The sequence below is a fragment of the Oceanobacillus aidingensis genome (assembly GCF_042654105.1).
Taxonomy (GTDB): Bacteria; Bacillota; Bacilli; order Bacillales; family Amphibacillaceae; genus Oceanobacillus; species Oceanobacillus oncorhynchi.
This window is the reverse complement of the sequence record NZ_JBHSFT010000019.1, coordinates 71552-91215: the sequence shown is the minus strand read 5'-3', so window position 1 is coordinate 91215 and position 19664 is coordinate 71552. Positions and strand designations below refer to the sequence as shown.

21 protein-coding genes are annotated in these 19664 nt (G+C 35.0%); all 21 read left to right on the top strand.

The genetic code is table 11. The features are described 5' to 3' along the window. The first annotated feature begins 244 nt into the window (after positions 1-244). The 21 genes from ACFO3P_RS12900 (at position 245) to ACFO3P_RS12800 (ending at position 19603) form a co-directional block, all read left to right on the top strand. A complete protein-coding gene (locus ACFO3P_RS12900) occupies positions 245-571 on the top strand; it encodes a hypothetical protein (RefSeq protein WP_289585313.1) in 327 nt (108 codons plus the stop codon). A gap of 181 nt (positions 572-752) precedes the next feature. Beyond that, complete coding sequence (locus ACFO3P_RS12895) at positions 753-1655, top strand: ROK family protein (RefSeq protein ID WP_042533191.1); 903 nt, start codon at positions 753-755, stop codon at positions 1653-1655. Between the two features lie 144 nt (positions 1656-1799). Beyond that, positions 1800-2123 (top strand): ArsR/SmtB family transcription factor, encoded by a 324-nt coding sequence (locus tag ACFO3P_RS12890; protein ID WP_042533193.1) that lies wholly within the window; start codon positions 1800-1802, stop codon positions 2121-2123. A 185-nt stretch (positions 2124-2308) separates the two neighbouring features. After that, positions 2309-3268 carry a cation diffusion facilitator family transporter gene (locus tag ACFO3P_RS12885; protein ID WP_042533195.1) on the top strand — a complete coding sequence of 320 codons (960 nt, stop codon included), beginning with the start codon at positions 2309-2311 and terminating at the stop codon, positions 3266-3268. Positions 3269-3646: 378 nt separating this feature from the next. Next, positions 3647-4318, top strand: a complete 672-nt coding sequence (locus ACFO3P_RS12880; RefSeq protein WP_212928293.1) for an ArsR/SmtB family transcription factor — start codon at positions 3647-3649, stop codon at positions 4316-4318. Between the two features lie 282 nt (positions 4319-4600). Beyond that, on the top strand, positions 4601-5560 hold the full coding sequence (gene trxB / locus ACFO3P_RS12875; RefSeq protein ID WP_042533199.1) for a thioredoxin-disulfide reductase: 960 nt from the start codon (positions 4601-4603) through the stop codon (positions 5558-5560). Positions 5561-5944: 384 nt separating this feature from the next. Continuing rightward, positions 5945-6601 (top strand): hypothetical protein, encoded by a 657-nt coding sequence (locus tag ACFO3P_RS12870; protein WP_042533201.1) that lies wholly within the window; start codon positions 5945-5947, stop codon positions 6599-6601. After that, a complete protein-coding gene (locus ACFO3P_RS12865) occupies positions 6598-7356 on the top strand; it encodes a cytochrome c biogenesis CcdA family protein (protein WP_289585314.1) in 759 nt (252 codons plus the stop codon). Before ACFO3P_RS12870 ends, ACFO3P_RS12865 begins: the two co-directional genes overlap by 4 nt. A 16-nt stretch (positions 7357-7372) precedes the next feature. Then, positions 7373-7993 (top strand): peroxiredoxin family protein, encoded by a 621-nt coding sequence (locus ACFO3P_RS12860; protein WP_042533206.1) that lies wholly within the window; start codon positions 7373-7375, stop codon positions 7991-7993. 33 nt (positions 7994-8026) lie between these two features. Continuing rightward, complete coding sequence (locus ACFO3P_RS12855; protein WP_042533208.1) at positions 8027-8710, top strand: response regulator transcription factor; 684 nt, start codon at positions 8027-8029, stop codon at positions 8708-8710. After that, a complete protein-coding gene (locus ACFO3P_RS12850) occupies positions 8697-9782 on the top strand; it encodes a sensor histidine kinase (RefSeq protein WP_212928294.1) in 1086 nt (361 codons plus the stop codon). The genes ACFO3P_RS12855 and ACFO3P_RS12850 overlap by 14 nt, the downstream gene beginning before the upstream one ends. Positions 9783-10167: 385 nt before the next feature. Next, positions 10168-11064, top strand: a complete 897-nt coding sequence (locus tag ACFO3P_RS12845; RefSeq protein ID WP_289585315.1) for a LysR family transcriptional regulator — start codon at positions 10168-10170, stop codon at positions 11062-11064. 833 nt (positions 11065-11897) lie between these two features. Next, a complete protein-coding gene (locus tag ACFO3P_RS12840) occupies positions 11898-13097 on the top strand; it encodes an FAD/NAD(P)-binding oxidoreductase (protein ID WP_042533217.1) in 1200 nt (399 codons plus the stop codon). A 55-nt stretch (positions 13098-13152) separates the two neighbouring features. Then, positions 13153-13713 carry a hypothetical protein gene (locus ACFO3P_RS12835; RefSeq protein ID WP_193063839.1) on the top strand — a complete coding sequence of 187 codons (561 nt, stop codon included), beginning with the start codon at positions 13153-13155 and terminating at the stop codon, positions 13711-13713. A 428-nt stretch (positions 13714-14141) separates the two neighbouring features. Next, positions 14142-14918, top strand: a complete 777-nt coding sequence (locus tag ACFO3P_RS12830) for a sulfite exporter TauE/SafE family protein (RefSeq protein ID WP_042533220.1) — start codon at positions 14142-14144, stop codon at positions 14916-14918. Between the two features lie 52 nt (positions 14919-14970). After that, on the top strand, positions 14971-15228 hold the full coding sequence (locus ACFO3P_RS12825; protein WP_042533222.1) for a glutaredoxin family protein: 258 nt from the start codon (positions 14971-14973) through the stop codon (positions 15226-15228). A gap of 233 nt (positions 15229-15461) precedes the next feature. After that, positions 15462-16529: a DsrE/DsrF/DrsH-like family protein gene (locus ACFO3P_RS12820; protein WP_289585316.1), complete on the top strand. Its 1068-nt coding sequence runs from the start codon at positions 15462-15464 to the stop codon at positions 16527-16529. Positions 16530-16550: 21 nt separating this feature from the next. After that, the gene (gene cstB, locus ACFO3P_RS12815; RefSeq protein ID WP_212928296.1) at positions 16551-17882 is read left to right on the top strand and encodes a persulfide dioxygenase-sulfurtransferase CstB; all 1332 of its coding nucleotides are present in this window, start codon (positions 16551-16553) and stop codon (positions 17880-17882) included. A 232-nt stretch (positions 17883-18114) separates the two neighbouring features. Further along, positions 18115-18714 (top strand): class I SAM-dependent methyltransferase, encoded by a 600-nt coding sequence (locus tag ACFO3P_RS12810; RefSeq protein WP_289585317.1) that lies wholly within the window; start codon positions 18115-18117, stop codon positions 18712-18714. 71 nt (positions 18715-18785) lie between these two features. After that, positions 18786-19046: a metal-sensitive transcriptional regulator gene (locus ACFO3P_RS12805; protein WP_042536145.1), complete on the top strand. Its 261-nt coding sequence runs from the start codon at positions 18786-18788 to the stop codon at positions 19044-19046. A gap of 194 nt (positions 19047-19240) precedes the next feature. After that, entirely contained in the window at positions 19241-19603 is a 363-nt protein-coding gene (locus tag ACFO3P_RS12800) for a rhodanese-like domain-containing protein (protein WP_052485023.1), read from the top strand. Positions 19604-19664 lie beyond the last annotated feature (61 nt).

The following is a 19664-nucleotide window of genomic DNA, read 5'->3' as shown; positions in this document are numbered from 1 at the left end:
AAAAGTATAAAGGCTGTTTTTAATTTGAATCACTGGATAAAAAACAAAAATTACAACTATTTTTTCCATATATGCTAATATGAAATAAGAACTAATTTGATTAAAATAAACTAAATTATCATTATCTCTGCAGTTTTTAGACGTTAGTGAAAAGCGTGATAGCTTCTTAGTATCTAATGGAATTTTTCATATACGTTGGACCTGCTTCATGGCAGAAAAAGATAATTAAAGTGTGAGGGCAGCTATGGGACAGAATACAATAACGTTAGATCCAGACGAAAAAAATGCCACCAGTATTCCTGAAATTGAAAAGGAATATGCAAGGCTGGATAAGGACTGGCTCTGGTTTCATTATAAATTATCCATTTGGCTGGTGATTTTTACTTTTATTATAGAATGCCTTCTCAGCCTTATTATTGTCCGGACGGATTTGCTTAGCACGTCTGTTCCAATCTATATTTGGAGGTTTATTGCCGTACTAAGCATTCTGAATGTGATATTTCTCGCGATTGGTACGGCAGTGATGTATTCTAAACGCATTTCGCACCAGGGAAAGAATGGCGGTATATAAAGAGGGAGTAGATATCTCGCAGTGGTTTGCCAGGGCGGATTTGGCTCTGTATCAAGCAAAAGAAGCAAGAAATGCAATAAGAATTTATTCGTAATGTATAAGGAACTTGCAGGGGAAGTAATTATATTACAAAATTGTAGAATAGCATCGTTTGATATAAGTTCATATTGGGGGATTTATAATGAAGCAGTATTTAGCATTTGATATAGGTGGTACGGAAATAAAATATGGCATATTAAATGAACAGGGAGATATATTAGAAGTAGAATTATTCTCTTCAAAAAATACAAACGGTAACTTTGTACTGGACAAGATTGTAGAGATTGCCTCTTCTAAATACAACGAAATCAATGGGCTGGCAATCAGCGCTCCAGGCTTTATTGATGCGGAAAGCGGCTACATTGAAAATGGTGGAGCATATAGAGATTTTGATCATTTCAATATGAAATCCTATCTGGATGAAAAGCTGTCTATTCCTGTTACGATTGAAAATGATGTTAATTGCGTGGCTTATGCAGAAAAATGGCTGGGGAATGCTCGGGAGGATACCGATTTTGTTTGTATGACCATTGGCACCGGCATCGGAGGAGCCTTATTTCTTAATAATCAGTTATATAGAGGTGTCTCGCACCGCGCAGGTGAATTTGGATATATGAAAACCAGCCCGGACAAAACACCGAACCTTTTCAGTAATTCCTTAAATCTTAAAGCTACGATGGCAGTTATACGAAAACAATTTTCATCTGTAAAAGAAATTCCGCTAAGCCAAGTAACTGGAGAAGCGGTGTTTCAAGCCTTTGATGAGGGCGATGCAGACGCAATAGAAATTATATCCACGTTTTATGATCATATTGCGAATTTAATATATCATATTTTTTATATTATTAATCCAGCAAAAATATTAATAGGAGGAGGAATTTCTAATCGTGATTCGTTTATTAGTGAATTAAAATCACAGTTAAAAGCATATGAATTAAATGAGGATTGGTTAGAAATCAACACCTGTTATTTTAAAAATCACTCAGGGATGGTAGGTGCTACATATCACCACCTGCTGAAAACAGGGAATTTGCTGAATGGGTGATGGGAGCTGCCTTTTTGTATTTAATGCCTTCTAAAAAGAAGGATACAAAAAGGCTTCTCATTGAAAGTTAAATGGTTATATGTTAATATGTTCATATAAGCAAATTAATAAGTAACAACAGTTAAAAGGGAGGCCAATAAAACAATGGAAGAGCTGGAGTTTGAAAATAGTCCTTCTAAGGAAATCGATGAAGAAACATTATTTATCGTTACACAGACCTTTAAAGCATTAGGAGACCCGACAAGAGTCCGAATTCTTCATCTGCTTTTTCAAAAAGAATGTTCCGTTAATGAAATTGCAGATACGTTGGATATCAGGCAATCGACCGTATCTCATCAATTGCGATTTTTGAAGAATCTTCGGCTTGTGAAATATCGCCGGGCAGGAACCACGCTTTACTATTCTCATGATGATGAGCACGTTATGCTGATATTAAAACAAATGATAGACCATGCTTGTCATAGTTAGTATCAAAACCATTGATGTTATAAAAGTAATCGTTTTAATATTTGTATATGATTACATACTAACCTAATGATGAAAAGATATATCCAAAAAAATAGCGGTACTTCTTAAATTAGAAGGCAGGCGGAAGATTTCTGCAAGCGAACTATATGCGTATATATGAATATAAACATAAAGGAGGTTTTAGCATGGGACACGATCATCACAGCCATGATCATACACATGGTGCAAACAAAAAGACGCTGCTGATTAGTTTTCTTGTTATCACGGCGTTTATGGTTATAGAAGTTATTGGAGGTTTGCTGACAAACAGCTTAGCTCTTTTAGCCGATGCGGGACATATGCTGAGTGATTCCATCTCTTTATTAATTGCATTAATTGCTTTTAAATTGGGAGAAAGAGCTGCCAATTACGGGAAGACATATGGATACAAGCGCTTTGAAATACTGGCAGCGGTCATCAATGGTGCCACATTACTTATTGTATCCATCTATATTTTTTATGAAGGTTATCAGCGATTGTTTGATCCGCCGGAAGTAGCTTCCACGGGAATGTTAATCATTGCTGTTATTGGTTTACTTGTCAATATTATTGTAGCATTTATCATGCTGCGCGGCGGAGATACAGAAAATAATTTGAATATGCGAGCTGCTTTCCTTCATGTTTTAGGTGATTTATTAGGATCAGTAGGTGCGATTATTGCAGCACTTCTTATCATTTTCTTTCAATGGACTTGGGCAGATACGGTGGCAAGTGTGCTGGTAGCATTGCTTATTTTAGTAAGCGGCTGGCGGGTAACGAAAGCCTCTATCCATGTATTGATGGAAGGGACCCCTGCCAACGTGAATTTAGAAAATGTCGTTCAAAAAATGAGTGATATAGATGGTGTCGAGGGAATTCATGACCTGCATGTATGGAGTGTAACCAGCGGACAGAATGTGCTTTCCTGCCATATTATTGTCGATGGCCAGATGACTGTGGAAGAAAGTCAGCAGCTGCTCCGGAAAATTGAGCATGAATTGGAGCAAGAGAATATCGGTCATGTCACGATTCAAGTAGAAACAGGGGAGCATCCTCATGAAGATACAATTATGTGTCAGGCAGAGTATGTGATGGAAGAGCATCACCATCATGGGCATAGTCATTGATTCAGCAGGCCAGGGCGCAAATCTAAGAGTTTTAAAATAGAGACTTCACAGGAAGAATGGAAGTCTCTATTTTTGTTTGCAGTAATGGATGGACTATGAAATTTTAGAGTATATGTTAAATCAACTTTAATTCATTCTCACTTTGTAAGAATACAACGAAAAACTTTTTTTAATTTTCTTAGAAAAATTGTACTTATTAAAAAAACTCTTATTAACGCGGTAAAGCTGAGGTAACACTTGACTAAAAATCTTTTTCACTATATAATTCAATTAAACAATTGAATAGTTGATATGGTGAAATTTACATTTATACTTGGCTGTATCATTCTATTTTAATCTAATATCAATTTAAATACACTTCATGAAAAGGTGATGAGTATGAGGGAATCTCTATTATCTGCAACAGAATATAAAGATCAATTATATAAACAGTTATCAAGAATTGGGAAAAGCCTTTCTAGTGATAAACGTCTTGAATTATTAAGTTTATTAACACATGGACCAAAAACAGTGGAAAAACTGGCTGAACTTTCCGGGATGGCCATTGCAAATGTGTCCCGTCATCTTCAAGTTCTAAATGATTCTAAATTAGTAAAGTTTACAAAAAAAGGGACTTATGCATACTACTCACTTTCCGATGACTCCGTTGCTGATTTTTTAAATTCTTTATGGAAGATTAGTGAAAATCATCTTTCTGATATTAATCAAATAAAAAGGGATTTTTTAGAGAATATTGATGATGTTAACGTACTTATGTTGGAAGAGTTATATGAAAAATTAGAAAAAGATAATATTACACTTTTAGATTTAAGAACAGAAGAAGAATTTAATTACAGGCATATTGAAGGGGCTATTTCTGTACCAGAGGATCGTTTAGATGTATATCTTCAAAAATTACCAAAGGATAATGAAATTATTGTATACTGCCGGGGGAAATTTTGTGCAGCTTCTGCTATGGCGGCACAAAAGCTAAAGGAAAATGGCTTTACAGCTTTCAGTATGGAAGACAGTGTTTATGAATGGGATAAATATTTAAACGTAAGTCATTAGAAATAATTATTTTACGTTAATTAATAAGATAGAAGCTGCCATCTTGGCAGCTTCTAAAAAATAACATTAATTCAATTTATTGCAGGATTAGTTTTAGTTGTCAGCACAGTATTATTTTACTAAATAAAGCAATCATGTTGACAGTATATTTTTTTATTTTATATTTAATTATTCAATTGAATATAAAATAAACGAGAGATTTTATTTAGGAAACATTCATAGGAGTGCCTCTCTAGAAAGAGGGGATGAATGAACTTATTTTTTATTTAAGGAGGAAATTAAATGTCTGAAGAAAAAATGTATGATGTTATTATTGCCGGTGCAGGACCTGCTGGAATGACAGCAGCTGTTTATGCGTCTCGTGCAAATTTAGATACCTTAATGTTAGAACGAGGAATTCCTGGCGGTCAAATGGCAAATACAGAGGACGTGGAAAACTATCCCGGATATGAGCATATTTTAGGACCCGATTTATCGAATAAAATGTTTGAGCATGCAAAAAAATTCGGAGCAGAATATGCATACGGGGATATCAAGTCCATTGAGAATCATGGAAGTTATAAGATTATCCATGCTGGAAAAAAAGAATATCGTACAAAATCTTTAATTATTGCGACTGGAGCCCAATACAAAAAAATTGGTGTTCCTGGTGAGGAAGAGCTTGGAGGGCGCGGTGTATCTTACTGTGCAGTATGTGACGGTGCATTCTTTAAGGAGAAGGATATCGTTGTTATAGGTGGAGGAGACTCTGCAATTGAAGAGGGTGTTTATTTAACTCGATTCGCAAATAAAGTCACTATTATCCATCGACGTGATCAGCTTCGCGCCCAAAAAATTCTGCAGCAGCGCGCATTTGATAATGAAAAAATTAATTTCATTTGGGATACTGTTCCAGAAAAATTTAATGAAACAGATGGAAAAGTAAGCAGTATTACTTTAAAAAATATGAAGTCTGATGAAGTCTATGACTTTAATACAAATGGGATATTTATTTATATTGGGATGCTTCCATTAAATGACCCGTTTACAGAATTGGGTATTACAGATGATACAGGGTATATTCTTACCAATGAAAATATGGAGACAGAAATCCCTGGAATCTTTGCTGCTGGTGATATTAGAGCAAAAAATCTTCGGCAAATTGTAACAGCGACCGGGGATGGAAGTATAGCAGCTGAAACAGCAATAAAATATGTGGAAAGCCTTGCTGAAGTGTTAAGTGTCCCAGAAAGACAATTATAAATCATTAAAAATAAAAAATAGGGGTGCTGCATAATCAGTTAATTGATTATGCAGCACCCCTATTTTGATTATAAAAAGAATCACCCAAGATAAATACGTTGGAACGGTTCCCTCTGTAAATTTAGGTTTTGTTTTGAAAGCGGGTATGGATAAATTAACTAACCTAAATTAAAGAGGTATTTTTTATGTTTGAAACCTTTTCACAGAATATTTCACAGTAACTACACGCATTTGAGTTTACTTATTTTATTGCAGACATTTTGCTGAAACTAAAAAAATTAGACCCGTTTTATTATGAAAAGTTATTTTAAATCCTTTCATCAAATTTTCACATTAAACAAGTACGATAGGAAAGGAGAGCGTTTGAAATGGAGGAGTATCTGAATGGTGATAGCAAGTAAATTAATTGCGGCAGGAATCATTGCTGCCAGCTTTTTGGTAGGGTGCCTTTCATTTTATATCATGAGTAACCTGCCTATAAAAATGAAGAAAAAGCATATAGCAGAAATCGTATCCCAACTAATTAATTTTGTTCTCTTTATGTGGGCAGGGAAAATCATACTAAATCTTTCCAGTTTCCTGTCTGATCCATTAACAATACTGGCTTATCCTGCTAATTCAATGGCTTTTTATTTTGCAGTGTTTGCAAGTATTATTATGCTGATTTATAAGGATAAACAAAAGAAATTGGATTTGTGTCCTTTTATGGAATCCTTTGTACATGTATTTTTAGTTGCTTCTTTTTTATACGAATTTCTTGAAATTATTTTAAAAGATAATGTATATGCATTCGGATACTTATTACTGCTCTCTGTTCTAATAATTTTATACTTTTTCCTCAGGGAACGGATTCAAATAAAATTATTGTTGCTTATTATCCTGGGCAGCTGGTCGCTCGGTATAATAACCTTATCTTTCATGCAGCCTTTCGTAACGGTTTTTGGTTATATGATGGACCCATGGTTTATTAGTATCTTTTTTATTATTGTTTTAGCATTATCCAATTTATTCTATAAAACAAAGCGAGGGTTTAAACAATGAGTATGATTGAAGCAGATACAATGCTGCTTACTGGTATGTTTTTAGCAATGGGGGCAGGCGTATTATCTTTTTTATCCCCCTGTGTATTACCGATTTTTCCAGCCTATATGTCATACATAACTGGAATTAGTGTAAAAGAGTTACAGGGAAACAAGAATGTTCAAATTCTTCGTCAACTATTTGCTCATTCTTTGCTTTTTTTATTAGGAGTTTTGCTGGTGTTCATTAGTTTGGGAGCAGGAGCTTCTCTTCTGGGACAATGGGTACAGAATTTGCTGTTTGGAGATTCGGGATTATTTATACAAAGAATAGCAGGTATTTTTATTATCATTATGGGTTTATTTATAGCAGGATGGATAAATATACCTTTTTTAATGAGAGAGCATCGTTTTCATTCAAGAAAAAAACAAGCGGGATATGTCGGCACATTTTTTGTAGGGTTAGGTTTTGCTGCCGGTTGGACACCCTGTATTGGGCCGATTTTTGGGTCTATATTATTTTTAGCTGCAAGCAATCCTGGTCAGGGAATATTCTACACTTTTTTATATGTTATCGGTTTTGCAATTCCATTTCTTGTTCTGACCTTGTTTATAGGAAAAACAAGGTGGATTGTCCGGCATAGTAATATCATTATGAAAATTGGAGCAATAATGATGATTATCATGGGTATTGTTTTGTTCTTTGGATGGATGCCTTTTATTTCAGGTTTTTTACTTGATTTGGTAGAGGATACTTGGTTGTCTAGGTTAGGCTAAGAGGAGGAGCGTTGTAATGAAAAAATGGATTTTCACTATGATTATTGTAGGAATGATTGGGTGGGCACTGTATGATTTTATAGATTCCAGCAGACAATCCACGGATGAATTTGTGCCTGTAGAAGAGAATAGCAGTGTAGAGGAAGACGTGAGAGAGCAATTAGAAGCAGCAGATAATGAAGAGGGGGACTCGGCGGCAGGAGAAAACACGGAAGTCGGTCTGGAGGTTGGAAATATGGCACCAGATTTTGAACTCCAGACGCTGGCAGGTGAAACAGTGAAGTTATCTGATTACCGAGGGAAAAAAGTAATGATTAATTTCTGGGCGACGTGGTGTCCGCCATGCAGAGCGGAAATGCCGGATATGGAAGCCTTTTATCAGGACAAGGATATTGTTATTTTAGCAGTTAATTTAACAGAGACAGAAAATAATCTGCAGCAGGTGCAGGATTTTGTAAATGAATACGAATTAACGTTTCCAATTTTACTGGATGAGAAAATAGAAGTCGCCGAACAATATATGATTCAACCAATACCCACATCATATATGATAAACTCAAATGGAGTAGTGGCATTTAAAGCCTTTGGTTCTTTGAACTATGATTTTATGGTTCAAGAGTTTGAGAAAATGAAGTAATTTTTTATAAAAGATTAGAAAGAAGGAATGGGGATGAAGCAGACAGTATTAGTTGTTGAGGATGACAAAATGATACGTGAACTTATCCGTATTTATCTACAAAAAGCGGATTATGAAGTTTTTACAGCTGCAGACGGAGAAGAGGCAAAAGCGGTTTTTTTAACGGAACATCCTTGTCTTATTATTCTAGATCTTATGCTTCCAAAGTTAAGCGGCGAAGAATTCTGTTTGTGGATTCGTGAACAAGAACGTAATGAGGTTTCTATTATTATGCTTTCAGCCAAATCACGTACAGAAGATAAGATTAATGGGTTAAAGATGGGAGCAGACGATTATTTAGTAAAACCTTTTGACCCGGATGAGCTTCTTGCTCATATAGAAGCAGTTCTTCGCCGTACAGGACAGTTTTGCCAAAAAATTGCTTACAATGGGCTTTGTATTAAGCCTCGAAAAGGGGAAGTATTGTTATTTAATACGCAATTAGAGTTAACCAAGCATGAATTTCATCTTTTGTACTATTTTATGGAAAATCCTAATATAGTGATTTCCAGGGAAAGTTTAATGGAGCAATTATATCCTTATGCAGATAAATTAGTATCCGACCGAACCATTGATGCCCACATCAAAAAGTTGCGTAAAAAAATTGAAGAGAATCCTGCATCTCCAAAGCGTATTATGACAGTTCGAGGAATGGGGTATAAATTTGTTACAGAATAAATGGGGGAGGAGTTTTCTTCCAAGACGTTTTTTATTTCAATTGACATTTATCAATATCATCATAATTGTAGCTTTTGTAATGTTTAGCAGCTGGGCAATTTATAATACAGCTTGTACGCTGGCAGATGGACTAACCTCGATGACTGCTCAAAAGCAGAGTCAATTCCAAGCAACGCTTTTTCAATACTTATGGTTGTTTAGTGTTTCTGCTGTTATTGTAGGCAGTTTGATTCATTTTTATTTAACAAAAAAAATGATCCAGCCTTTAAAAGAATTAATCCAATCTACAAAAGAAATGAAAAAAGGGCAGTACCCAAGCTCCATTTATGTAAAGGGAGATGGAGAAGTAAGTGAATTAATCCGTCATTTTAATGATTTGGTTCAACAATTAGAAACCAATGAACAGCATAGGACAAATCTTGTATCTGATTTATCTCATGAATTTCGTACACCGTTAACAAACTTAAATGGTTATTTACTTGCCCTACAAAACGGAGTCATGGAAGGAGATAAGAAATTATACCAATCTCTTTATGCAGAATCGTCAAAGTTAACACAGTTAGTTGAACAAATGGAACAGTTAAAGGAATGGGACGATATGCAAGCATATTCTTTTTACGAAAAAGAACCAATAGATATGCAAGAATTCATTGAAAGATCAATTAAAATATTTCAGTGGTCCTTGAAAAAGAAGCATATTGATATAGAGATTGATGCCCATCAAGGTACAGCTGTTATAAATCGTACAAGTATTTCTCAGGTTATCAGCAATTTAATAGATAACGCCATTCGTTATTATGAAGGCGCAGGGCCAATTACCATAAAAGGAGAAAAAAACGCTGATGAATATAAAATTTCTATAACAGGTCCTGGAAGAAAGATTCCAGAAAAAGATAAAGAACGGATTTTTGAAAGATTTTATCGTGTAGAAACTTCCAGGTCACGTGAATTTGGGGGATCCGGCTTAGGGCTTGCGATTTCAAAGGAAATTATTGAACGGCACCACGGGAAAATAGGCGTCCATACGGAAGGGCATATACATACTTTTTGGCTTATTATTCCTTTCTCCTGAAATATATAATAACCTTTAATAGAGAGAATGATAATTGATAAACTAATTGCATTGAATGTTAAAAAACATCCCCTTTATTTATGGTAACTGGAGAAAATCTGAAATAAACGATTGCAGGAAGACACGATAGTTCTTGTTTTAACTTCCTGTTAACCATTTCATATGGTTAGTAATGCTCCAAACCGTTTTGTAGCTTATGTTTATCCAGTAAGAAAATAATAAAAATGGATAAAGAAATTTTTATAGAAATTACATAGTGAGATAAATGAATAATTATGTTAAAGAGTATTAACACTAATTATACGCATAGACATAAAGAATTTTAGCAAATATGATTTTAAAATGTCTTTTCTTGAATCTCACTATGGAAAAGGTGGTTATTACTGTGAATATAGATAACTTGGAAATGTTTTGTAAGGTAATTGAACAGGGCAGTATTAGCCAAGTAGCTCGATCAAGCTTTGTAACGCAGCCCGCAGTAACGAGTAAAATACGACAAATGGAAAATCATTATGGTGTTGCTTTGTTTGATCGGGATGGCGGTACAATACGTGTTACAAATGCAGGTTCTAAATTATATCCATACGCTAAGGAAATCGTTGAATACTATAAACGTTCTCAAGAAGTAATGGGCAATATATCTAATGATAAAGAGGAAACATTACATGTTGGAGCCAGCTTAACAATCGGAGAATATCTTCTGCCAAAAGTGTTAGGTAAGTTTCAAAAAAAATACAGAAATATTGAATTTAGTTTAGCTATCGGAAATACACCTACCATCATCTCTAAATTAGAAAGTTCTGAAATCGATATCGCTTTAGTAGAAGGGAAGGTTATGCATAAAGATTTTCACATTGAGAAATTTGCCAAAGATGAGCTGATACTGATAATTCCGAAAAACCACCGCTGGAAAAATCAAGAGAGGATAAATATAGAAGATTTAACGGAGGAAAGGCTCCTTTTAAGGGAAAAGGATGCAGGTGCGCGAAAAATTATAGAATCGGTATTTGCAGAAAATAATGTTTTGGAAGAAATACGACATTATTTAGAACTTGGGAGTACCCAGGCAATTATCTGCGGCGTTGAATCTGGTCTTGGTGTTGGAATAATCCCTAAACTTTCTGTGGCGCATGAACTTGAATTAGGGGCTGTTACACAAATGCCTATTTCGAATATAACTATTTCTAGAGATTTATGGATTGTAAAAAGAACAACAAGATTTCCCAAAAATAGCATCAATTTATTTACTCAATTTTTAAAAGATCGGAAATCTAACTTTTAATCTATTATTTTTTACATATAGAGAAGGTCTGAAGTTCCCAAAGTCTATTGTGGAGGACAGGCAGTATGTAAATGACTCCTGTTAATATGGGATGAGTTTAAAGTTTGTACAGTTATACTCAAAATAGTATTTTTAAGGGGAGAGACAAAAAATAAGTATTTTTCGAAATCAGGAAAATATCAGGGGAAATCTGTATCCAGCTATGAAGGAAAATAGCAATGGTACAGATTTTTTTTATGAAGTGAAATTAATGAACCCTTATAATTATCAGAATCTGAGCTTTAGTAAGAGATATGTAAGGATAAAGCAGCTACACCAGTAGTTGTGTCTGCATAGATAAACTGATTATTTCCAATATAGATATCTACATGAGCATGTCCATTTAATACGTTTGAGAAAAGAATATGGAATCCTCTATTAATAAATCGTTAATTGTATAAGGCTTGTCAAATTTTCTTTTCGCACTTTTCCGATGTCGAGATAAGTTTAACTCACAATATAATATATACTGTCTGATGCCTTTTGAAAGTACTGTTAGAGCTTGATTTAGAGCTGGCATTGACAATGTAACCTAAAGAGCCAAATGTATTTTTAAACCGGGTTTTATTGTGAAAACGGTTTTTCCTTTAAAGAATAATAAAATATTATGGCCCATAACATTCTTCTATAATTTATAAAGGTTTTTATATAGTAGGATAATAATAACAGCAAATTTATGATTAATCGATTTCTCAGATAAAGCTGATCAAAGTAATGTAACCTGAGAAGCTTTGATTAATTAAGTAGAATTTTTTCAACCTATCTTTAAAACGACTAATTAGGAGGGAGAAAAATTGAGTGAAAGTAAATTTTCAAAAATTGTTATTGTTGGTGCGGGTTCAGCGGGGATTTCCATTGCATCTCGAATCATTCGAAATGCACCTTATTTAAAAGAAAATATAATGATTATTGATCCTTCAGAGGACCATTATTATCAGCCTTTATGGACGTTAGTTGGCGGCGGTCAATCTAAATTAGAAGATTCTCATCGAAAACAGGAAACCCTTATGCCTGACGGCGTTCAATGGATTAAAGAAAATGTGACAGAATTTATCCCAGATACAAATTCAGTTATAACAGATGCACACTCACAGATTAATTATGATTTTCTAGTTGTAGCAGCTGGTATTGAAATAAAGTGGGACAGAGTTAAAGGGCTGAAAGAAGCAATTGGAAAAAATGGTGTCTGCAGTAATTACTCACCCGAGTTCGTGGAAAGCACTTGGGAAAATATTAGAAACTTTTCAGGTGGAAACGCCATATTTACTCAACCGAGCACCCCAATTAAGTGCGGGGGAGCTCCACAAAAAATTATGTACCTGGCAGATGATTATTTCAACAAATCTAGTGTCCGCGCAAAAACAAACATACAATTTATTTCTGGTACAGGTAATATTTTTGCAGTTCCGACCTATGCGAAAACATTAGAACAGGTTATTGATCGAAAAGGTATCGAAACCACTTATATGACAGATTTGATTGAAATAGATGGGGAGAATAAATTAGCGGTCTTTGAAAATATAGAAACAAATAAAAAAATGGAAGTTAATTATGACATGATCCATGTTACGCCGCCAATGGGGGCTCCCAGCTTTATTGCGGCCAGCCCGCTTGCAGATGCAGCTGGTTGGGTGGATGTTGATCCTTACACACTTCAACATAAAACGTTCCAAAATATATTTAGTGCTGGTGATTCATCTGGTCTTCCAACGTCTAAAACAGGAGCAGCTATACGTAAACAAGCCCCTGTAGTTGCTGAAAATATTCTTTCTATTATGAATGGCAGACAGATGAAAGCAAAATATGATGGTTATACATCCTGTCCATTGGTGACAGGTGTCAACAAATTAGTGATGGCGGAATTTGATTATGATAAAAATCCACAGGAAACTTTTCCAATTGACCAATCAAAAGAAAGAAGCAGTATGTATATTGTGAAGAAAAATCTGCTGCCAATAATGTACTGGAATGGAATGTTGAAAGGAACGATGTAGTGAAATAATACAAGTTTATGAATATTAGTATATTCATGAAAAGGAGGTTTTAAAATTGGACACTACTCAAAAGCAGTCCACGATGGATGATGTAATACAAGAACTGGAGAAAAAGGAACAGGTAGACGCTCTATATTATCTCGTCCAAAAACTCCCTGATTTTGTATCAAGAGTACAGAAGCTGGATGATAAATTGGATTTTATTGAGAATGTCATCGAAGACAAACAATCATTATCTACTATTAGTAATGAAATAGAAGAAAAAATAGAAAACTTGCATATTAACCAGGAACATTTAACTTCCCTTCTGGAACTGATGCATTTATTGCCTAAATTAGTCCCGTTATTAAAGAAGGCTGATGAAGTTTCTCAGTTCGTTAATGACTTTTTAAACGATACAGCATCTGTTGAATATGCATTAAAAGGAATAAATGATATTATTCCACTGGATAAGGCAGTCAAGGTTATAAAGGAGACAAATGAACAGTACAAACAGAATGATAATACTGCTAATTTTTCCTTATATGGAATGTACCGTTTATTGAAGGATCCAACCATTCAAAAAGGATTCCGATATTTAGAATCATTCCTTGAAGTTGCAGACAAAGAAAAATAATAGATGATGAAAGAGAAGACATATTTTTCGCTCCCTTTTTGATGAAAATTTAGCACAAAAAACCTTATTTAATTGGCTGTCAACAAACTGGTGAAGCGATAATTTGGGAAGAAGGAAGAATAGCTGGTGCGACCATATTATGTTAGGCACACATGTTGATCAAATTGAAGAATTACCTAAAAAAATTTATTTGATGCAATTGTCGTTCTGATGCCCGTTCAGCAGTTGCTGACAGCCTGACACAGGTAAATAATTTTAAAAATGTATTGAACGTAAAAGGCAGATATGTAGCATGGACGAAAGAAAAATTTCCAATAACAAAGGGATGACACACTTTATCGTTTTAAGTAATCGCACAAACATTATGCTTTTACTAGAAGATTATAAGAAATCAGCCTGCTAGTATTGGTAGGAAAACAGGTGATCAAATGGAATTAGGTTTTATTATTGTATTATTTTTTATCGGGCTTATTGCATCGTTTGTATCAGGGATGTTAGGTATTGGCGGTTCAATTATTAATTATCCACTTTTATTATATATTCCGGTACTGCTTGGAGTAGGCTCATTATCTTCATCAGAGGTTGCTGGTATTTTAGCTATTCAGGTTTTCTTTTCAACAATTGGCGGCATGTGGGCATATAGAAAGGATGGATATCTAAATAAATCCTTAATATTAACGATGGGAATTTCTGTTTTAGTTGGAAGCTTTATAGGCGGATTTGGTTCTGATTTATTATCAGATAGTAATATTAATTTGGTATATGCCATGCTGGCCACTATTGCCGCAGTAATGATGTTTGTACCGAAGCAGCATGTAGAGGATAAAGAGAATAGTCAAGTGGAATTTAATCATTTGATTGCAGTTATATCAGCATTTATTGTGGGGCTGGGAGCTGGGATTGTAGGTGCCGCTGGAGCATTTCTGCTTGTTCCGATTATGCTTGTAATATTAAAGATACCTACAAGGGTAACAATCGCTTCCTCATTAGCAATTACCTTTTTATCCTCTATCGGTTCAGCTATAGGAAAAATTATTACAGATCAGGTATTATACGGGCCGGCAGCTGTCATGATAATTGCCAGCTTAATTGCTGCTCCAATTGGTGCAAATACCGGGAAAAAAATGAACATCAAAATATTACAGGCAATATTAGCATTGTTAATCTTTGCCACTGCCTTAAAAATCTGGACGGATATTATTTGATTGTTCTTATCTTTTAAATATGCAGACAGCTAATAATTAAGGAGGAATAGGGATGAGTCAAGTTATAACGATATATACATCAACATTTTGTCCAGTATGCAGCATGGTAAAAAGTTTTTTGGATTCTTTTGAAGCTCCTTATAAAGAAGTGAATGTGGATATGAATCCTGTTGCAATGTATCAATTAATTTCAAAAACAAAAAGGTTATCTGTACCACAGACTGTTATAAATGGAAAACGGATTTCTGGATTTAACCCAGAAAAAATAATGCAAGCCTTGTTTTATCAAAAAAAGACGTTATGCAAATAAGGTGAAAAAATAAAGTAGTGAGGTTAAACCTTCTCGTTGAGGAGAGTAATCTCAGAATTTCCTGCACGCTGCTAATCCAGTTTGTCAATTTTTATTATATTTTTGTATGTCTCTCCCCTTGCTTATTTAATATTAGGAAATAATTATAGCTTATAAAATACCCTATATGGTATTTGACATCTCTTTAATCATCAGTTATTATACCCCTATAGGTATACAAAGGGGAGATTATTATGGCAAACTATCAAGCAAAACATATTAATGACTTTTCAAAAGAAGAGTTAGAGAAGTTAGGTGAGAATGGGCAATTATTAGATGTACGTGAAACCTCGGAGTATGAAGCAGGTCACATTCAATATGCGTACAATTTTCCATTATCGGAAATTGAACACAAATATCCTGAAAATGATAAAACATATTATATTCATTGCAAATCTGGCGCCAGGAGTCAAAAGGCAAGTGAATTTTTAGCAGGTAAAGGATTTGAGGTTGTCAATTTAGATGGTGGTTATTCAGCTTTTGCTGAGAAAAATAGTTCTCTTGCTGAGGAAAAGAGAGAATTAAAAATTCAAGATAATCGTAAGCTTGTTAATTATAGCGGCATGCAATGCCCGGGACCAATTGTCAGTTTAAATGCGGAAGTTCAAAAAATGGCTGCAGGGAAGCAAATAGAAGTTAAAGTTACTGATTTTGGTTTTCATAGTGATGTAAGAAGCTGGGCTGCTCAAACGGGTCATTCCATTGTGGAATTAGAGAAAAGCAATAAGCATATTAGAGCAATTATCCAAAAAGAAGAACAAATTAATAAGGATATGGCAATAAAAGAAACTTCGAATGGCACAACAATTGTACTATTCAGTGGTGAATTGGATAAAGCACTTGCGGCATTTATCATTGCTAATGGAGCAAGAGCAGCTGGCAGAGAGGTAACGATTTTCTTCACCTTCTGGGGATTAAGTGCTCTAAAGCTTAATAATAAAGAAAAAGTGAAGAAACGGGGGATGGAAAAATTATTTGATTTATTTTTACCTCGTACTCCTGTCAACATGCCTATATCGAAAATGAACATGCTTGGTTTAGGTAACCGGATGATGCGTTTTATTATGAAGCAGAAAAATGTAGATAGTTTGCCAGCATTAATAGACAAAGCAATTGAGCAGGATATTAAACTGATTGCATGTACGATGAGTATGGATGTCATGGGAATCAAGAAAGAAGAATTACGCTCAGAAATTGAATTTGCCGGTGTAGGTACGTATATCGGTGAAACAGAAAAAGCGAAACATAATCTATTTATTTAAAAACCAAGGAGTGAAATTATTATGTTTTTTAAACAGTTTTATGATCAGCACTTATCACAAAGTTCTTATTTAGTTGGATGCCAGCGTACAGGGGAAGCGATTGTTATTGATCCAAAAAGAGACATTCGTGAATATATTGAAGTGGCAGAAGCTGAAGGCTTAACAATTACGCATGCTGCAGAAACACATATTCATGCAGACTTTGCTTCAGGTATTCGTGATATTGCAGCAAAATTAAAGACAAGAATTTATGTATCTGGTGAAGGAGATGACACTTTAGGCTATAAAAATATGCCGGATGGTACGATATTCGTTAAGGATAATGATGAAATTCATGTTGGCAACGTTTCTCTAAAGGTTATTCATACACCCGGACATACCCCGGAGAGTGTCAGCTTCTTGCTTATAGATAAAGGAGGCGGATCTTCTGTACCAATGGGATTATTCTCAGGAGACTTTTTATTTGTTGGGGATGTTGGACGCCCAGATTTGCTGGAAAAAGCGGTACAAGTCAGCGGCTCCACAGAAATCGGTGCAAAACAGATGTATCAATCCATTCAGGAGATAACAGCTTTACCTGATTATATTCAAATCTGGCCAGGGCATGGTGCCGGAAGCCCTTGCGGAAAATCACTTGGTGCAGTTCCGATGTCGACATTAGGTTATGAAAAAATAAACAACTGGGCATTTCAAGCACTTGATGAAGCAACATTTATTACAGTATTAACAACAGACCAGCCGGAACCGCCGCATCATTTTGCTCAAATGAAAAAAATTAATCAGTATGGCAGTGACTATTTTAAACCATACATTGTATATCCTGCGGAGGACATAGCATTACAAACGTTTGATATTCGCACGCGAAGCGCCTATCACGGCGGACATCAACATGGTACTGTTAATATTCCGTTTGATAAAAACTTTATCAATCAAATCGGCTGGTATTTAGATTATGATCAGCCCATTAACCTTGTAGGTGATAACCAAACAGTCCAAGATGCTGCGCATGTCTTACAATTAATTGGTTTTGACATTGTAAAGGGATATGTAAAACCAGGAGATGAAGTTATTTCTCAGCATGTGCATAGTAAAGATATCACCGGTGAAGAGAAAAATGTGCTGGATGTCCGTAATGAGAGTGAATGGAATCAAGGTCATTTAAAACAAGCTGTGCATATACCACATGGTAAATTGTTAGAAAGGGAAGTACCTTTTGATACGAATGAACCAGTATTCGTTCATTGTCAGTCAGGGGTTAGAAGCTCCATTGCAATTGGGCTGTTAGAGAAAAAAGGCTTTAGAAATATCATTAATGTAAAAGAAGGATATAAAGATATTAAGAAGGATTTATAGTAAGGAATAACAGAGAGATGTGTAATCTCCTTCTTTAAAAAATATTTCCATGGCAAAGAAAAACGTTAAAATTAAAAAAGGAAATACTCTCTAATATTCACCTGGGGAGTATTTCCCGCTTATGTTAAATAAAAAATAAATTCTTATTATAGCGTTTTAATACCCGATAAGTTAAAACATTTGGCGTACCTATAGGAGTAATGGTATCTTTGATGAAGAAAGGAGTAATTAGATGAATCATTGGGATGTGAAATTTAATACAAATGAATATGTGTACGGAAAAGAACCGAATGAATTCTTGAAAGAGATGCATAAAAATCATCCGTTTTCAGGCGAAGTTTTAGCAATTGCCGAGGGGGAAGGACGCAATGCAGTATTTTTAGCTGAAGAAGGCTTGGATGTCACTGCATGGGACTCGTCTAAAGAAGGCATCAAAAAGTTGAAAAATCTCGCCGATGAACGAAATGTGCATGTTAATACTGAAATGGTTGACTTAAATCAAGCTGACTGGACAAAAAATAAATGGGATGAAATAGTTTGTATATATGGTCACTTTGATTCAGAGCTGCGTCATAAGGTATTAGAAAATGTGAAGGAGTCTATTAAACCAGGCGGCTATTATGTCTCTGAGGTTTTTTCTATTTACCAAATACCTTATGAGAGCGGCGGTCCGAAAATAGAGAATATGCTATATGACCCTCAAGAAGTGTTAGAAGTCTTTAAAGATTGGAAAATGATTCATTTCTTTATGGGAGAAGTGGAGCGCAGTGAAGGTAATTTTCATAGTGGAACAGCTCATGTTATTCAAATCATTGCTCAAAAGCCAGTTTAAAAAGTAATACCTGCGAAATCTTGGATAAATATGAGGGATTTATAAAATTAATTAGAAAGAGGCGATGTATGGTGGAATATAATAACCAGATGAAAAATCGGATTAAACGTATAGAAGGGCAGCTTAGAGGCGTTTTGAAAATGATGGAAGAGGGTCAGGACTGTCGTGATGTTGTTTCGCAGCTGTCTGCTTCACGTACTGCCATTGATCGTACAATGGGAGTTATAGTTAGTTCAAACCTTGTTGAGTGCGTTCAAAAGGCAGTAGAAGAAGGAGAAGATACCACCGAGTTTGTTGACCAGGCAGTCAACTTATTAGTGAAGAGCCGCTAGGATAGACAAAGCAATTCAGTCTATCTTAGCAAAAATTTTTAAGTAATAATAATACACGTACGGGTATGGGGTAAATAGATGTGGTGTAAACAAATAAATTACCTTTTACCAATTATGATAAAGCATTCGCAGCTAAGGTGAAGGACTGCGAAGCACCTGAACTACCCCAAATGTATTGGAGGAAGGATAAAAAAATGATATATACAATCATAGCGATTTTTGTGCTGCTTGTTATAATACTCAATCAATTGAAACGAAAGGGAATTAAACAAATAACTACGGAGGAATTAAAGCAAAAGCTTAAAAAGAGTGATATACAGCTGATCGATGTTCGAACAAAGGGGGAATTTCAAGCAAATAAAATAAAAGAAGCGAAAAATATTCCTTTAAACGAACTAAACAGCAGGTGGAATGAGCTGGTTTCAGATAGAGAAGTATTTCTAATTTGTCAAAGCGGAATGCGCAGTAGCCGTGCTGCATCATTTCTTAAGCGGAAAGGCTTTCAAGCGGTTGTGAATGTACAAGGCGGAATGAGTTCATGGAAGCATTCACAGTGATTGCGGATTCCGGTTATAAATTATTATCATTTCAAGAGTAAGTTTTTCACGGGTCTTTATC

Bases quoted from the DNA above. Each gene is read 5' to 3' on its own strand.
- ACFO3P_RS12900 (WP_289585313.1), top strand. From the start codon at position 245: ATGGGACAGAATACAATAACGTTAGATCCAGACGAAAAAAATGCCACC.
- ACFO3P_RS12895 (WP_042533191.1), top strand. From the start codon at position 753: ATGAAGCAGTATTTAGCATTTGATATAGGTGGTACGGAAATAAAATAT.
- ACFO3P_RS12890 (WP_042533193.1), top strand. From the start codon at position 1,800: ATGGAAGAGCTGGAGTTTGAAAATAGTCCTTCTAAGGAAATCGATGAA.
- ACFO3P_RS12885 (WP_042533195.1), top strand. From the start codon at position 2,309: ATGGGACACGATCATCACAGCCATGATCATACACATGGTGCAAACAAA.
- ACFO3P_RS12880 (WP_212928293.1), top strand. From the start codon at position 3,647: ATGAGGGAATCTCTATTATCTGCAACAGAATATAAAGATCAATTATAT.
- trxB (WP_042533199.1), top strand. From the start codon at position 4,601: ATGTCTGAAGAAAAAATGTATGATGTTATTATTGCCGGTGCAGGACCT.
- ACFO3P_RS12870 (WP_042533201.1), top strand. From the start codon at position 5,945: ATGGTGATAGCAAGTAAATTAATTGCGGCAGGAATCATTGCTGCCAGC.
- ACFO3P_RS12865 (WP_289585314.1), top strand. From the start codon at position 6,598: ATGAGTATGATTGAAGCAGATACAATGCTGCTTACTGGTATGTTTTTA.
- ACFO3P_RS12860 (WP_042533206.1), top strand. From the start codon at position 7,373: ATGAAAAAATGGATTTTCACTATGATTATTGTAGGAATGATTGGGTGG.
- ACFO3P_RS12855 (WP_042533208.1), top strand. From the start codon at position 8,027: ATGAAGCAGACAGTATTAGTTGTTGAGGATGACAAAATGATACGTGAA.
- ACFO3P_RS12830 (WP_042533220.1), top strand. From the start codon at position 14,142: ATGGAATTAGGTTTTATTATTGTATTATTTTTTATCGGGCTTATTGCA.
- ACFO3P_RS12825 (WP_042533222.1), top strand. From the start codon at position 14,971: ATGAGTCAAGTTATAACGATATATACATCAACATTTTGTCCAGTATGC.
- ACFO3P_RS12820 (WP_289585316.1), top strand. From the start codon at position 15,462: ATGGCAAACTATCAAGCAAAACATATTAATGACTTTTCAAAAGAAGAG.
- cstB (WP_212928296.1), top strand. From the start codon at position 16,551: ATGTTTTTTAAACAGTTTTATGATCAGCACTTATCACAAAGTTCTTAT.
- ACFO3P_RS12810 (WP_289585317.1), top strand. From the start codon at position 18,115: ATGAATCATTGGGATGTGAAATTTAATACAAATGAATATGTGTACGGA.
- ACFO3P_RS12800 (WP_052485023.1), top strand. From the start codon at position 19,241: ATGATATATACAATCATAGCGATTTTTGTGCTGCTTGTTATAATACTC.